The 15,077-nt window shown below is 64.5% G+C and carries 12 protein-coding genes and 2 pseudogenes; 4 read left to right on the forward strand and 10 right to left on the reverse strand.

Features of this window, described 5'->3' with window-relative positions; all coding sequences use genetic code 11:
* Positions 1-4 precede the first annotated feature (4 nt).
* The 5 genes from AC05QJ_RS29850 to glyA form a co-directional block, all read right to left on the reverse strand.
* Positions 5-637, reverse strand: coding sequence for a sarcosine oxidase subunit gamma (locus tag AC05QJ_RS29850; protein WP_476744755.1), 633 nt, complete (start codon positions 635-637; stop codon positions 5-7).
* Between the two features lie 153 nt (positions 638-790).
* Positions 791-3,808, reverse strand: coding sequence for a sarcosine oxidase subunit alpha (locus tag AC05QJ_RS29855; RefSeq protein ID WP_476744756.1), 3,018 nt, complete (start codon positions 3,806-3,808; stop codon positions 791-793).
* Entirely contained in the window at positions 3,805-4,134 is a 330-nt protein-coding gene (locus AC05QJ_RS29860) for a sarcosine oxidase subunit delta (protein WP_476744757.1), read from the reverse strand. The genes AC05QJ_RS29855 and AC05QJ_RS29860 overlap by 4 nt, the downstream gene beginning before the upstream one ends.
* 14 nt (positions 4,135-4,148) lie before the next feature.
* Positions 4,149-5,399: a sarcosine oxidase subunit beta family protein gene (locus tag AC05QJ_RS29865; protein WP_476744758.1), complete on the reverse strand. Its 1,251-nt coding sequence runs from the start codon at positions 5,397-5,399 to the stop codon at positions 4,149-4,151.
* Between the two features lie 15 nt (positions 5,400-5,414).
* Positions 5,415-6,668, reverse strand: a complete 1,254-nt coding sequence (glyA, locus tag AC05QJ_RS29870; RefSeq protein ID WP_476744759.1) for a serine hydroxymethyltransferase — start codon at positions 6,666-6,668, stop codon at positions 5,415-5,417.
* 342 nt (positions 6,669-7,010) lie between these two features.
* Here glyA and AC05QJ_RS29875 point away from each other — a divergent pair, with 342 nt between their 5' ends.
* Positions 7,011-8,051 carry a threonine aldolase family protein gene (locus AC05QJ_RS29875; protein ID WP_476744760.1) on the forward strand — a complete coding sequence of 347 codons (1,041 nt, stop codon included), beginning with the start codon at positions 7,011-7,013 and terminating at the stop codon, positions 8,049-8,051.
* Positions 8,052-8,159: 108 nt separating this feature from the next.
* Here the strand turns inward: AC05QJ_RS29875 and AC05QJ_RS29880 are convergent, their stop codons facing one another.
* From AC05QJ_RS29880 to AC05QJ_RS29895, 4 genes and pseudogenes are all read right to left on the reverse strand, one after another.
* Positions 8,160-8,897 carry a methyl-accepting chemotaxis protein gene (locus AC05QJ_RS29880; RefSeq protein ID WP_476748033.1) on the reverse strand — a complete coding sequence of 246 codons (738 nt, stop codon included), beginning with the start codon at positions 8,895-8,897 and terminating at the stop codon, positions 8,160-8,162.
* A 126-nt stretch (positions 8,898-9,023) separates the two neighbouring features.
* Positions 9,024-10,097, reverse strand: a pseudogene (locus AC05QJ_RS29885) (cache domain-containing protein); the annotation flags it as partial.
* A gap of 178 nt (positions 10,098-10,275) precedes the next feature.
* Positions 10,276-10,578 (reverse strand): cell division protein ZapA, encoded by a 303-nt coding sequence (locus AC05QJ_RS29890; protein WP_476744761.1) that lies wholly within the window; start codon positions 10,576-10,578, stop codon positions 10,276-10,278.
* Positions 10,575-10,805 carry a hypothetical protein gene (locus AC05QJ_RS29895; protein ID WP_476744762.1) on the reverse strand — a complete coding sequence of 77 codons (231 nt, stop codon included), beginning with the start codon at positions 10,803-10,805 and terminating at the stop codon, positions 10,575-10,577. The genes AC05QJ_RS29890 and AC05QJ_RS29895 overlap by 4 nt, the downstream gene beginning before the upstream one ends.
* A 293-nt stretch (positions 10,806-11,098) precedes the next feature.
* Between AC05QJ_RS29895 and AC05QJ_RS29900 the strand changes: the two are divergent.
* The 3 genes and pseudogenes from AC05QJ_RS29900 to AC05QJ_RS29910 form a co-directional block, all read left to right on the forward strand.
* A pseudogene (locus AC05QJ_RS29900) lies at positions 11,099-11,854 on the forward strand (MCP four helix bundle domain-containing protein); the annotation flags it as partial.
* Entirely contained in the window at positions 11,846-12,709 is an 864-nt protein-coding gene (locus AC05QJ_RS29905) for a methyl-accepting chemotaxis protein (protein WP_476748034.1), read from the forward strand. The pseudogene AC05QJ_RS29900 and the gene AC05QJ_RS29905, both read left to right, overlap by 9 nt.
* Positions 12,710-13,024: 315 nt before the next feature.
* Positions 13,025-13,879, forward strand: coding sequence for an SLC5/6 family protein (locus tag AC05QJ_RS29910; protein WP_476744763.1), 855 nt, complete (start codon positions 13,025-13,027; stop codon positions 13,877-13,879).
* A 3-nt stretch (positions 13,880-13,882) separates the two neighbouring features.
* On the opposite strand, the gene gbcB is transcribed toward AC05QJ_RS29910, so the two are convergent.
* The gene (gene gbcB, locus AC05QJ_RS29915; RefSeq protein ID WP_476744764.1) at positions 13,883-14,986 is read right to left on the reverse strand and encodes a glycine-betaine demethylase subunit GbcB; all 1,104 of its coding nucleotides are present in this window, start codon (positions 14,984-14,986) and stop codon (positions 13,883-13,885) included.
* Between the last annotated feature and the right edge of the window lie 91 nt (positions 14,987-15,077).

Genomic DNA, 15,077 nt, shown 5'->3' on the forward strand with positions numbered 1-15,077 from the left:
GCTCCTATTTCTCGATGGCCAGGCCGTACTCGGCGGACGCGTCCTGAAGCCACAGCCACCAGTAGTCGGAGAAGCTGCGACGGATCAGCAGTTCCCAGGTTTCCTCGCCGGTGCGGCGAATCACCAGTTGCGACTTGGCGAAGACGGTACCCACCGCCTTGCCCACCGGGAAGTTGTTGGGGTGCACGTCGTAGCTGGTGGACTTCATCAGCACGTCGCGCACGTTCGGGCCGTTCAGCTCCAGCAGGGTCTGGCCGCCGCTGACGTTGACCACCTGGATATGCTGGCCGGCCAGGGCGTCGCGCAGGGCGTTTTCAACCGGCACTTCCTGGCCACCGGGAACGATCAGCAGCCACTCGTCCGGGCCGAGCCATTGCAGCGACATGTCGCCGTTGGCGACCACGGTCAGGGCCACCGGCAGTTCCAGGCCGATGGCCTTGAACACGCCGCTGGCGAAGGCCGGGTCATGGCCGTCGCCGCGAATGGTCAGGTGACCGAGGAATTTCTTCTCGCGCAGGGTAACCCCGGCGTTCTTGCGGCCCTTGCCGACCAGGCTGGGCAGGTCGGCGTGGTGCAGTGGCGATTCGGCCTTGGCGTCGCCGCCAGGGCGTTGTTCGTAGACGTTGATGGCGCTCATCTTTTTATACCTGCCTTGAATTCTGTTGGACCTGTGTCGCCCTTGATGGCCTCATCGCTGGCAAGGCCAGCTCCCACAAGGACGGTGCATGCAGTACCTGTGGGAGCTGGCTTTGCCAGCGATGGGGCCATCACCAGCCCCACAGGTCGCCCGTCAAACGTTCTGCCGCTCACCCTTCGGATCGAAGAACACCGAGGAACAGATTTCCGCCTCGATCACGCTGCCGTCGGCCTGGGGCGAGTACACCCGCTCGCCGATGCGCTTGAGACCGCCCTTGACCACGCCCATCGCGAAGGAATAACCCAGCGAGTTGGCGGCGTAGCTGGAGGTGACGTGGCCCACCATGTCCATCGGGATCGGCTGCTTCGGATCGAACACCAGTTGCGCGCCTTCCGGCAGCCACTTGGTCGGATCGACCGGCTTGAGGCCCACCAGTTGCTTGCGGTTCTCGCGCACGCAGTCCTCGCGGTTCATGCCCCGCAGGCCGATCCAGGAGAACGGCTTGTTGCGGCCCACGCACCAGCTCATGTTGAGGTCGTCCGGGGTCATCGAGCCGTCGGTGTCCTGGCCGACGATGATGAAGCCCTTCTCGGCCCGCAGAACGTGCATGGTCTCGGTGCCGTACGGGGTCAGGTTGTACTTCTTGCCGGCCTCGACGATCTTTTCCAGGACGCCCATGGCGTAGTTGGCCTGGATGTTCACTTCGTACGACAGCTCGCCAGTGAAGGAAATACGGAACACCCGGGCCGGCACGCCGCCCACCAGGCCTTCCTTCCAGCTCATGAACGGGAAGGCGTCCTTGTCCAGGTCGATGTCGCTGACTTCGCTGAGCAGCTTGCGGCTGTTGGGGCCCGACAGGGTCAGGGTCGCCCAGTGGTCGGTGACCGAGGTGAAGTACACCTTCAGGTCAGGCCATTCGGTCTGCTGGTAGATCTCCAGCCACTGCAGCACGCGGGCCGCGCCGCCAGTGGTGGTGGTCATGATGAAGTGGTTGTCACCGACGCAGGCGGTCACGCCGTCGTCGAAGACCATGCCGTCTTCCTTGCACATCAGGCCGTAGCGGGCCTTGCCCACGTCGAGCTTGGTCCAGGCGTTGGTGTAGATGCGGTTGAGGAACTCGCGGGCGTCCGGCCCCTGGATGTCGATCTTGCCCAGGGTCGAGGCGTCCAGCAGGCCCACGCTGTCACGCACGGCCTTGCATTCGCGGGCCACGGCGGCGTGGATGTCTTCGCCGGCACGCGGGAAGTACCACGGACGCTTCCACTGGCCGACGTCTTCGAACTCGGCACCGTTCTTCACATGCCAGGCATGCAGGGCGGTGAAGCGCACAGGTTCGAACAGGTGGCCGCAGTGCCGGCCGGCTACCGCACCGAAGGTGATCGGCGTGTAGTTCGGGCGGAACATGGTGGTGCCCATTTCCGGGATGGTGATGCCCATCGAACGGGCGGCGATGGCCAGGCCGTTGATGTTGCCGAGCTTGCCCTGGTCGGTGCCAAAGCCCAGCGCGGTGTAGCGCTTGACGTGCTCGACCGACTCGAAGCCCTCGCGGGTCGCCAGTTCGATGGCGGCGGCGGTGACGTCGTTCTGCTGGTCGACGAATTGCTTCGGCGCCCGGGCAGTGCTCTTGTCGTGAGGTACCTGGAACAGCGCGACGGTGGCCTCTTCCTGGCGTGCCAGGGTCTTGGGCTGGGTCGCGGCGCCGGCCTTGAAGCCGGCTTCGGTCACGGCCAGGGCGCCGCCTTCGAAGCCGTCGGCGATGCTCTCGCCCAGGCCGAACACGCCATTGATACCGCCGACACACACACGCTTCTGCGGTGCGTCGCCCGGCACGAAGCCGAGGATGTCTTCACGCCAGACCGGCTTGCCGCCCAGGTGCGAAGCCAGGTGAACCACCGGGCTGTAGCCGCCGGAGCTGGCCACCAGATCGCAGTCCAGCCACTCGCCGGGGCTGGTGACCTTGTGCGCCTTGACGTCGATCGCGGCGACACGGGCGCCGGTGACGCGCTTGCTGCCACGGGCCTCGATGACGGCGCTGGAGGTCAGGATGCGGATGCCCTTGGCGCGAGCTTCTTCCACCAGCGAACCCCGTGGGTTGTGGCGGGCGTCGGCGATGGCGACCACTTGCAGGCCGGCGTCGTGCCAGTCGAGGGCCACGCGGTAGGCATGGTCGTTGTTGGTCGACAGCACCAGCTTGCGGCCCGGCGCCACGCCATAGCGGCGCACATAGACCGAAACGGCACCGGCCAGCATGTTGCCCGGCACATCGTTGTTGCCGTACACCAGCGGACGCTCGTGGGCACCGGTGGCCAGCACCACGCGCTTGGCGCGGACACGGTGCATGCGCTGGCGAACCTGGCCGATCGGCGCGTGATCGCCGAGGTGATCGGTCAGGCGCTCGTGAATGGTCAGGAAGTTGTGATCGTGGTAACCGTTGACGGTCGAGCGCGGCAGCAGGGTGACTTCCGGCAGGCTCTTCAGCTCGGCCACGACGGTCGCGACCCATTCGGCCGCCGGCTTGCCATCGAGGGTCTCGCGGCTGTCCAGCAGGCTGCCGCCAAACTCTTCCTGTTCGTCGGCGAGGATCACCCGTGCACCGCTACGGGCGGCCGCTAGGGCAGCGGCCAGACCGGCAGGACCGGCGCCGACCACCAGCACGTCGCAGTGCTGGTTCATGTAGTCGTAGGTATCCGGGTCGTTCTGCAGCGGTGCACGGCCGAGGCCTGCAGCCTTGCGGATGTACTTCTCGTAGGTCATCCAGAACGACTGCGGGTACATGAACGTCTTGTAGTAGAAGCCCGGCGGCATCATCTTGCCGCCGACCTTGCCGATGATGCCCATGACGTCGTTGTTCACGCTCGGCCAGCCGTTGGTGCTGGTGGCGACCAGGCCCGAATACAGCGCCTGCTGGGTAGCCCGCACGTTGGGAATCTGGGTGGCTTCGCTGGCACCGATCTGCAGGATCGCGTTCGGCTCTTCGGCACCGGCGGCGATGATGCCGCGGGGACGCGAGTACTTGAAGCTGCGGCCGACGATGTCGACGCCGTTGGCCAGCAACGCAGCGGCCAGGCTGTCACCGGCGTAGCCCTGGTAGCTCTGGCCGTTGAAGGTGAAGTTCAAGACTTTGCTGCGGTCGATGCGACCGCCGCTGGAGAGGCGATAAACCTGGCTCATACCTTTTCTCCCTGGCCATTGGCGACCAACTGCGGGGCGCTGCTCTTGCCGGTGACCTGAGGCTTGCTGCCGATCTTGTAGGTTTCCAGGATCTCGTAGGTCACGGTGTCACGGGTGGCGTTGAAATACTGCCGGCAACCGGCGGCGTGGATCCACAGCTCGTGGTGCAGGCCGCGCGGGTTGTCGCGGAAGAACATGTAGTCGCCCCACTCCACATCGGTGCAGGCGTTCGGGTCCAGTGGACGCGGGATGTGGGCCTGGCCGGACGAATGGAACTCTTCCTCGGACCGCAGTTCGCCGCAGTGTGGACAGAAGATGTGCAACATGAGGAATTCTCCTGTTAGTGGGCGACGGCGGCTGCGCCGTGTTCGTCGATCAGGGCGCCGTTGTGGAAACGGTCGATGGAAAACGGTTTGGCCAGCGGGTGCATTTCGCCCTTGGCCAGGCTCGCGGCAAAGACGTTGCCCGAACCTGGGGTGGCCTTGAAGCCGCCAGTACCCCAGCCGCAGTTGAAGAACATGTTCTTGACCGGGGTCTTGGAGATGATCGGGCAGGCGTCCGGCGAGGTGTCGACGATGCCGCCCCACTGGCGGTTCATGCGCACGCGGGAGAGGATCGGGAACATCTCGACGATGGCCTGCAGGGTGTGCTCGATCACCGGGTACGAACCGCGCTGGCCGTAGCCGACCCAGCCGTCGATACCGGCGCCGATGACCAGGTCGCCCTTGTCCGACTGGCTGATGTAGCCGTGCACGGCGTTGGACATGATCACGCTGTCGATGATCGGCTTGATCGGCTCGGACACCAGCGCCTGCAGCGGGTGGGATTCGAGCGGCAGGCGGAAGCCGGCCAGGCGCGCCATGTGCCCGGAGTTACCGGCGGTGACCACGCCGACGCGCTTGGCGCCGATGAAGCCCTTGTTGGTCTCCACGCCGATCACGGTGTTGTTTTCCTTGCGGAAGCCGATCACTTCGGTCTGCTGGATCAGGTCCACGCCCAGGGCGTCGGCGGCACGGGCGAAGCCCCAGGCCACGGCGTCGTGACGGGCCACGCCGCCGCGACGCTGCACGGTGGCGCCGATGATCGGGTAACGGGTGTTCTTCGAGCAGTCCAGGTACGGAATCTCGTCGGCCACCTGCTTGGCGTTGAGCAGTTCGCCGTCCACGCCGTTGAGGCGGTTGGCGTTGACCCGGCGCTCGGAGTCACGCATGTCCTGCAGGGTGTGGCAAAGGTTGTAGACGCCGCGCTGGGAGAACATCACGTTGTAGTTGATGTCCTGGGACAGGCCTTCCCAGAGTTTCATGGCGTGCTCGTAGAGGTGCGCCGACTCGTCCCACAGGTAGTTGGAACGCACGATGGTGGTGTTGCGGGCAGTGTTGCCGCCGCCCAGCCAGCCCTTTTCCACTACCGCGACGTTGGTGATGCCGTGTTCCTTGGCCAGGTAGTAGGCCGTGGCCAGGCCGTGGCCGCCACCGCCGACGATAACCACGTCATAGACCTTTTTAGGGGTCGGCGTGCGCCACATGCGCTGCCAGTTCTCGTGGTGGCTGAGGGAGTGTTTGAAGAGGCCGAAGCCCGAATAGCGTTGCATGGTCTGTTACTCCACTCAGCGGTAAACCGGGAAGTCCGCACACAGTGCCGACACGTTGCGCGCCACATCGGCTTCCACATCGGCATCGCCGAGGTTGTCGAGGATGTCGCAGATCCAGCCGGCCAGCGCCACGCACTGGGCGACCTTGAAGCCGCGGGTGGTGACGGCCGGGGTGCCGATACGCAGGCCCGAGGTCACGAACGGCGATTGCGGGTCGTTCGGCACGGCGTTCTTGTTGACGGTGATGTGGGCGCGACCCAGGGCAGCGTCGGCCTCTTTGCCGGTCAGGCCCTGACGGATCAGGCTGACCAGGAACAGGTGGTTGTCGGTGCCGCCGGACACTACATCGTAGCCGCGCTCGATGAACACGCCAGCCATGGCCTGGGCGTTCTCGATGACTTGTTGCTGGTAGGCCTTGAAGCCGGGCTCCAGCGCTTCCTTGAAGCACACGGCCTTGGCGGCGATCACATGCATCAGCGGGCCGCCCTGGGCGCCAGGGAAGACTGCAGCGTTGAGTTTCTTCTCGATCTCTTCGTTGGCCTTGGCCAGGATCAGGCCACCGCGTGGACCGCGCAGGGTCTTGTGGGTGGTGGTGGTGACCACGTCGGCGAACGGAATCGGGTTCGGGTACAGGCCAGCGGCCACCAGGCCGGCGACGTGGGCCATGTCGACGAACAGCAGGGCACCGACCTTGTCGGCGATCTGGCGGAAGCGCGGGAAGTCGAGGGTCTTGGAGTAGGCGGAGAAGCCGGCGACGATCATCTTCGGCTTGTGCTCGACGGCCAGGCGCTCGACTTCGTCGTAGTCGATCAGGCCAGTGTTGGTGTCGATGCCGTACTGGACGGCGTTGTACAGCTTGCCCGAGGACGACACCTTGGCGCCGTGGGTCAGGTGGCCGCCGTGGGCCAGGCTCATGCCCAGGATGGTGTCGCCGGCCTGCAGCAGGGCCAGGTACACCGCGCTGTTGGCGGACGAACCGGAGTGCGGCTGGACGTTGGCGTAGTCGGCGCCGAACAGTTGCTTGGCGCGTTCGATGGCCAGCGCCTCGACCTTGTCGACGTGCTCGCAGCCACCGTAGTAGCGCTTGCCCGGATAGCCTTCGGCGTACTTGTTGGTCAGGCCGCTGCCCTGGGCCTGCATGACGCGCTTGCTGGTGTAGTTTTCGGAAGCGATCAGCTCGATGTGATCTTCCTGACGTTGCTCTTCGGCATTCATCGCCGCCAGCAGTGCATCGTCGTAACCCTGAATCTGGTCTTGCTTGCTGAACATCGCATTTCTCCGGCAGCGGCGTGGGTCTTGTTAAGTGGAACCCGTGGCGTGGACGGGTGTCCTTTGCAGCGATGGTATGACTGGACCGGGCCTTTCAGATGCCTGCGCACGCCACGCAAAGGTGCGTTTACGACATTGTTTTGTCTTGTTTGCGATAGTCGCTCTTTCGGGCTTCATCGCTGGCAACGCCAGCTCCCACAGGGTTCGGCGGCGATCACACCTTGTGGGAGCCGGCGTTGCCGGCGATTGGCCCGCAAAAACGACATCGCAACCAGGTTGTATAGGCAACCTCGCAAGCGATGATTTAGAGTGCTCTCCTGCCTCGCTCACAGGACACGCGCCATGACAGAACAAAGCCAGCAATTCGCCAGCGACAACTATTCCGGCATCTGCCCCGAGGCCTGGGCCGCCATGGAAAAGGCCAACCACGGCCACGAACGCGCCTACGGCGACGACCAGTGGACGGCCCGCGCCGCCGATCATTTCCGCAAGCTGTTCGAAACCGACTGCGAGGTGTTCTTCGCCTTCAACGGCACGGCGGCCAACTCCCTGGCCCTGTCGTCGCTGTGCCAGAGCTACCACAGCGTGATCTGCTCCGAGACCGCCCACGTCGAGACCGACGAATGCGGCGCGCCGGAATTCTTCTCCAACGGCTCCAAGCTGCTCACCGCCCGCAGCGTGAACGGCAAGCTGACCCCCGAGTCGATCCGCGAAGTGGCGCTCAAGCGCCAGGACATCCACTACCCCAAGCCTCGCGTGGTGACCATCACCCAGGCCACCGAAGTCGGCAGCGTCTACCGCCCCGACGAACTCAAGGCCATCAGCGACACCTGCAAGGAACTGGGCCTGAACCTGCACATGGACGGCGCACGCTTCACCAACGCCTGCGCCTTCCTCGGCTGCTCGCCGGCGGAACTGACCTGGAAAGCCGGGATCGACGTGCTCTGCTTCGGCGGCACCAAGAACGGCATGGCGGTGGGTGAAGCCATCCTGTTCTTCAACCGCAAGCTGGCCGAAGACTTCGACTACCGCTGCAAGCAGGCCGGGCAACTGGCGTCGAAGATGCGCTTCCTGTCGGCGCCCTGGGTCGGGCTGCTGGAGAGCGGTGCCTGGCTGCGCCATGGGGCCCACGCCAACCACTGTGCGCAGTTGCTGAGCAGTCTGGTGGCGGATGTGCCGGGGGTCGAACTGATGTTCCCGGTGGAAGCCAACGGCGTGTTCCTGCAGATGCCGGAAGCGGCGCTGGAAATGCTGCGTAATAAAGGCTGGCGCTTCTATACCTTCATCGGCAGTGGTGGGGCGCGGTTCATGTGTTCCTGGGACACCGAGGAAGCGCGGGTGCGGGAACTGGCGGCGGATATCCGGGCGGTGATGGGCGCCTGATCTTCCATTGCCCTCCGGGGCCAATCGCTGGCAATGCCAGCTCCCACAAGGTTCGGTGGTGTTCACCTTGTGGGAGCCGGCGTTGCCGGCGATGGGATCCCTGAAGATCTAGAGTCGGAACCCGCCCATCTGCCTGGCCAGGTCATCGGCCAGCGTCTGCAACGCCTCGCAATCCTTCCTGCACGCTTCCACCTCCGCCGCCGTCCGGCGCGCCAGGTCGGAGATGCCCTGCACATTGCGGTTGATCTCTTCGGTCACCGCCGACTGTTCCTCGGTGGCCGTCGCCACCTGCAGGTTCATGTCGCTGATGCGCTCCACCTGCCCGGTGATGGTGGTCAGCGAGTCACCGGTCAACTGGCTCGACTCCACGCCCGTCCCCGTCGCCGCCTGCCCGGCATGCATCGACTCCACCGCCACACCGGTGCCCTGCTTCAGGCGCTGGATCATCTGCTGGATCTCGCCGGTGGACACCTGGGTGCGCTGCGCCAACGTACGCACTTCATCGGCCACCACCGCGAACCCGCGCCCCATCTCGCCCGCCCGCGCCGCTTCGATCGCGGCATTGAGCGCCAGCAGGTTGGTCTGCTCGGAAATGCTGCGGATCACCGCCAACACCTTGTCGATGGACGCTACTTCCTCGGCCAGCTCGCTCACGGCGTCGGCCGCCGTACCGATCTCGCCCGACATACCTTCGATATGGGCAATGGAACGCTGCACCACATCCCGCGCCTGCAGGGCTTCGTCCCGTGCGGTCTGCGAGGCGTGGGCCGCTTCGCCAGCATTCTGCGCGATTTCCTGCACGGTCAGGCCCATCTGGTGCACCGCAGTGGCGACCATCTCGGTCATCTCCTGCTGCTTCACCGAGCGGTCGGCGGTACTCACCACCACCTGGATGACCTGGCCCACTTCCTTGCGCAGGTGTTCGCTGGTGCGCAGCACCTGGCCGATCAGGCTGCGCTGGCTGTCGAGGAAGCGGTTGAAGCCGCGGGCCAGGTCGCCCAGCTCGTCGCGGCGGCTTTCGTCGAGACGGTGGCTGAGGTCTCCGCCGCCATCGCCGATGGCCCCCAGCGCAGCGGTCACCTGGCGCAGCGGCCGCACGATGCCGCGGGCCAGCAGCACTACCAGCAGCAGCGACAGCAACGCCACGGCGCCACCGATCAGGCTGGTCAGCCATACGGTTTCCTTCGCCTGGGCATAGATCTGCGACTCCGGCACCTCGGCCACCAGTCGCCAGTTCAGGTCGCGCAGCGGCAGGCTCAGGGCCAGCCAGCGTTCGCCATCACGCTCGAAGCTCACGCTCTCGAAACCGTCATGATTGAGCAGGATGGTCTGGGTCGCCGCTTCGCCGATCTGTTCGGCCAATTGCCGCTTGCCGCCGTGTTCGCTCTGCGGATGCACCTGGATCAGGCCATCGCCGCGTACCAGCATCACCCGGCCATGCTCGCCGAAGCTGAAGTTGTGGATCAGCTCGGACATTTCGGTCATGCGCAGGCCCAGCCCGCCAACACCCACCAGCTTGCCGTCCTTCTCCACCCGGTAATCGATGAACAACGCCAGCTCGCCGGTGCTGGTGTCGGTATCGATGTTGAGCATGCGCGGGTCGCCGCTGTCGATGAAACCGTAGAACCATTTGTCTACAGGATTGCTGCGGCTCAGTGTCCGATCCAGGCCCTTCTCGTTGTAGTAGTGGTTGGTCAGGGTCGAGGCATACACCGAGGTGAAGGCCTTGTTGTGCAGGCGCATGGCCTCCAGGTACTCGACCACTGCCGGCGCCAGGGCCGGGTCTTCGCCGGCGGCGAGCCAGTCGCGCAGCAGGGTGTTGTTGGCGATGTCGGCGGCGGCGGTCAGCGGCCGCGCCAGCATCCGTTCGACATCGTTACGAATGGCCTCAATGCTTGCCGGCAGCGCCGTGTTCACCAGGTAACGCTCGGTCAGCCGATTCACCGCCACGGCGTAGATCCCGACCACGATCAAAATGCTCACCAACAGGGCTGCGCCCATGCTTGCAATGAGTTGCCACTGGATACTGCGCCGCCAGAAATGCATGGGGTTCCCTCTGAGAAATAAAAACCTGTACTGCAAATGACAGGCCAATTGTATACATCATAGGTATACGATATTTCCAGACGGGCACGACGATATCCCTGAAAAAACCAGGGTCATGAGCGTATCGAAGGGAATGGGACAGGTGTGCGGGAGCCGGAAAAGCTCCCACACGGGGCGATCAACTGTTGTCGATGGCCTGGGAGATGGCATCGACCGTGGCGCTGACTTGCTCTTGATAACGGTCGAGGGTGCGCTGATGCGCCTGCTGTTGCTCGATCTGCCGCGAGCACAGGTTCAGCGCCGCGAGCACCAGCAGCTTGTCACCGATCAGCGACGGGTAGCTGCGCTTGGTATCGGCCAGGGACGCCTTGAGCATCCGGACTGCCTCGTTGAGCACATGCTCCTGGCCCGCCGGGGCCTTGATCGAGTAGTCGTTGCCCATGATCGAGACGACGTTGATCGTCTGCGCGTTCTCGTTCATGCGCTAACGGCACCCGCGCTGGCACGGTCGATCAGCGCCTGGATACGGGCGGCGGTGGCACCGTGCTTCTCTTCCTGTTCCATCAGGTTCAGTTGCAGGCTTTCGTTCTCGTCACGGGCCTGGGCCAGTTCGCTGTTCAGTTGTTCGTTGCGCTCGGTCAGTTGCTGGTTTTTCTGCAGCAGCTCGCCGACCAGTTGTTCCAGTTGACTCAGGGTGTTGTCCAGCATGATGGCCTTCTCGGGGGTGGTTGCAGGGGGCGCACACGATAAAGAAATCTCGACATGCCCGCCAGAAATATCGGGGCTAGAGCCCCGCGTTGGTGCAGATTGACCCGAAGAGGGGCATCTTGTTCCCGCAGTTGGTCGGGTCAGGCCGGCAACGCTTGCCGATGAACGGCCATTTTTTTGTAGGACAACCACTCAAGTCCCGTTGCAGACGTGCCGATAGGCAATGAAACACTGCCAACCGTCGCATGGATCGCGTCCCCTTGTTTCGGAACCGACCCATGTCCCTTCGCAACATGAATATTGCCCCGCGTGCACTCCTGGGGTTTGCGCTGATCGGCGCGCTGATGCTTACCCTGGGCATCTTCGCCCTGAACCAGATGAGCAAGATCCGCGAAGCCGGTGAAGACATCGAACAGATCACCGTGCCGAGCATCAAGAGCCTGGACCAGATCAACCTGCAGACCCTGCGCCTGCGCACGCTGTCCTACCGCCTGCTGATGAACCGTGAAGCAGACGTGCAGCAAAACACCTTCACCCAGCTCGACCAGCGCAACGAACAGATCGACACCCAGCGCAAGATCTACGAACCGCTGATCGCCGCCGACGAAGAGCGCGCCACCTACAACCAGTACGTGCAGCTGCTCGGCCAGTACCGCCAGCTCGAAAGCCGCATGCGCCAGTTGTCGCAAAGCAACGACCTGCCCGCCCTGCGCGACATGATCAACCGCGACCTGCTGCAGAACCTTGAGCAGATCACCGTGGTGCTGGACAAGCTGGTGAAGATCAACACCGAGCAGACCCGCGACATCAACCAGGCCGCCGCCGATCAGTACGCCACCGCCTTCACCCTGGTCATTGCCCTGCTGGTGGCAGCGACCGTGCTCACCTTCCTCTGCGCCATCCTCCTGACCCGCAGCATCGTCAAACCCATCGAGGAAGTGCTTGGCGTGGCCGAGCAGATCGCCGCCGGCGACCTGACCCACACCGTTCGCCCCGAAGGCAACGACGAGCCGGCGCGCCTGCAACGGGCCGTGGCGAAGATGCAGGAACAGCTGCGCGACACCCTGCAGCAGATCTCCGGCTCCGCCACCCAACTGGCCTCGGCAGCCGAAGAGCTGAACAGCGTCACCGAAGAAAGCGCCCGCGGCCTGCAACAGCAGAACAACGAAATCGAACAGGCCGCCACCGCCGTTACCGAGATGACCAGCGCCGTGGAAGAAGTGGCACGCAATGCGGTCAGCACCTCCGAGGCATCCCAGGAAGCCACCCGCTCGGCCGGTGATGGCCGTGACCTGGTGATGGAAACCGTCACCGCCATCGAACGCATGAGCACCGACGTCCAGAGCACCTCGGTGCTGGTGGGCAACCTGGCCGAACAGTCCCGCGATATCGGTAAGGTGCTCGACGTGATCCGCGGCCTGGCCGACCAGACCAACCTGCTGGCCCTCAACGCCGCCATCGAAGCGGCCCGTGCCGGCGAAGCCGGACGTGGCTTTGCCGTGGTCGCCGACGAAGTCCGCGCCCTCGCCCACCGCACCCAGCAGTCCACCTCGGAAATCGAGCGCATGGTCAGCAGCATCCAGGGCGGCACCGAGCAGGCCGTAAGCTCCATGCGCAACAGCACTGAGCGCGCCGAATCGACCCTGAGCATCGCCCGTGGCGCAGGCTCGGCGCTGGAAACCATCACCGGCGCGGTGGCGCAGATCAACGAGCGCAACCTGGTGATCGCCAGCGCCGCGGAAGAACAGGCCCAGGTGGCGCGGGAAGTGGACCGCAACCTGGTCAACATCAACGACCTGTCGGTGCAATCAGCGACCGGCGCGCATCAGACCAGCGCGGCCAGCGCCGAGCTGTCGCGGCTGGCGGTGGACCTGAACAACCTGGTGAACAAATTCAGGATCTGAGCGAATCCCTGAGGGCCTGATCGCTGGCAAGCCAGCGATCAGGCCATCTGAGCCACCAAAAAACACGACAGCAAGGCCAGGAATCGCCCTACAGAATCCCGCCATCCCCGACCATCCCTACAGAAACATTCCATCATCAGCAGACCCGCCACACCACCGTCCTACAACCCCCGCCAAAATCCCCCGGAAACCGCCCATTTACCGGTAATCCGGCCCTGTTTCCCACGCATGATTTGAAGCAATTTCCCTCTGTAAAGATTCCGGCCAGTCCCTAACCTCGCGGCCTCGCCATTGCCCGCAGAGGCCAGACCGCCCATGAACACGGCCCCCACCTCGAACCGCCAGACCGGCGCGTTCTGGTTTACCAGCAACTTCCTGCCCGCACCGCTGGCGATCGGCTTCGTCGGTCCGCTGCAAGGGCTGAGCCTCTGGCAATCATTGCTGGCCATCGTCCCGGCCGTGCTCCTGGCCAGCCTGGTGCCGGCCCGCCACCGGTCGCTGTCGGCCGGGACCTTGCTGTTGCCGGTCGCCATCGTGATCTACGTGCTGCACCTGGACATGCTCGGCCGGGTTGCCACGCACCTGCTGCCAGGCGATTCCGCCAGCTGGCAGGTCGTGGCACTGATGCTCGCCCTCCTGCTCGCGCTGATCGGCCAGCCCTTGCTGCATCGCCTGCAGCGCCTGCTCGCCCCGCTGCTCGCGATCACCTTCGGCGTGCTGACGTTAGGCGCACTGCTGCTTCTTGAAGTGGATACCGCACAACGCCGGCCGGGGTTTTCCTGGGCGTCCTTCGGGCTGCTGGCCGCGCTGGCGGCGCTGTGGCAGATCAGCCTCACGCCGCTGGCCAGCAAGGGCGCGCCGAGCTATGCCGGCATCGCACTGCCGGCGCTGTGGCTGATGTCGCTGGGCGCTCTCATGGCTTCAGCGATTCCGGCGGTGGACAGCGTGGTGAGCCTGCGGCTGGTGGGCGAGCGCGTCTTCACCGGGCTCGGCACCACCGCGGTGCTGCTGTTCGCGCTGGCCATGGTGAGCGCCATGGCCGTCCATGCTCATGGCCAGCTGTGCGCGGTGTCGGCCACCCCCTTGAAAACAAAAGCCCGCGTGCTGGCGCTCGCGGGCTTGATGGTGTGGGTCATGCTGTTCAACAGCGCCCACCTGTCGCTGTACTGAACCTCAATACTCGATTCGCACGTCCCCTTTCGGCACGCTGCAGCACGACAGGATGTAGCCCTCGGCCACGTCCTCGTCGGTGATGCCGCCGTTGTGCTCCATCTCCACTTCGCCACCCAGCTTGAGGACCTTGCAGGTGCCGCAGATGCCCATGCCGCAGGCCTTGGGGATCATCAGCCCGACCTTCGCCGCCGCCGCGTGCACCGTCTCGCCGGGGGCGATGCGGCTGCTCTTGCCGGTGGCGGTGAACTCCACCAGGTGCAGGTCGCCAGGGGTGATTTCCTCGGCCGCTTCCGCAGCCTGCTCGGCATGTTCCACCGCGTCGGCCTTGGCCTCCGGTGGCGTCGCGCCGAACGACTCCTCGTGATAGCGGCTCATGTCGTAGCCGGCGGCTTCGAGCAGGCGCTTGACCGCCGTCATGTACGGCGTCGGGCCGCAGCAGAAGATCTCCCGATCCATGAAGTCCGGGGCCATCAGCTCCAGCAGCTTGTGGTTCAGGTAGCCGCGATAACCGGCCCAGGGCTCACCCAGCCCGTGCTTCTCGCAAATGATGTGCAGGCTGAAGTTGGGGATCCGCGAGGCCATGTGCTCCAGCTCGCGGTGATAGATGATGTCTTTCGGCGAGCGGGCACTGTGCACGAACACCATGTCGACATTGCCGTTGGTGTCGTAGAACCAGCGGGCCATGGACATGACTGGCGTGATGCCGACGCCGCCGCTGAGGTACAGCACTTTCGGGCTGGGGAAGTCCATCGCGTTGAACAGCCCCACCGGCCCGTGCACCGCCAGCTCCTGGCCTTCGTGCAGGGTGTCGTGCAGGTAGTTGGACACCTTGCCGCCGGGGACGCGCTTGATGGTCACCGAGAAGCTGTAGGGCACCGACGGAGAACTGGAAATGGTGTACGACCGCATCACCTGCTGGCCGTCGATCTCCAGCTCCAGGGTGACGAACTGCCCCGGCTTGAAGAAGAACATGATCGGCTGGTCGGCCATGAAGCAGAAAGTGCGTACATCCCAGGTTTCCTGGATGACCTTGACGCAACGGACGACGTGACGACCGTTGGCCCAGGTCTGGGTGGTCACCGGATTGAGAAAGGCATTGGACATGTTGTTCTTCTCCACGGCCGACTGCGGCCCTCATGGCGACGATAATGCTCAAGCCGCGAGCGCCACACTTACCCATTCACGACATCGGCGT

The sequence above is a fragment of the Pseudomonas sp. TUM25319 genome (assembly GCF_056388475.1).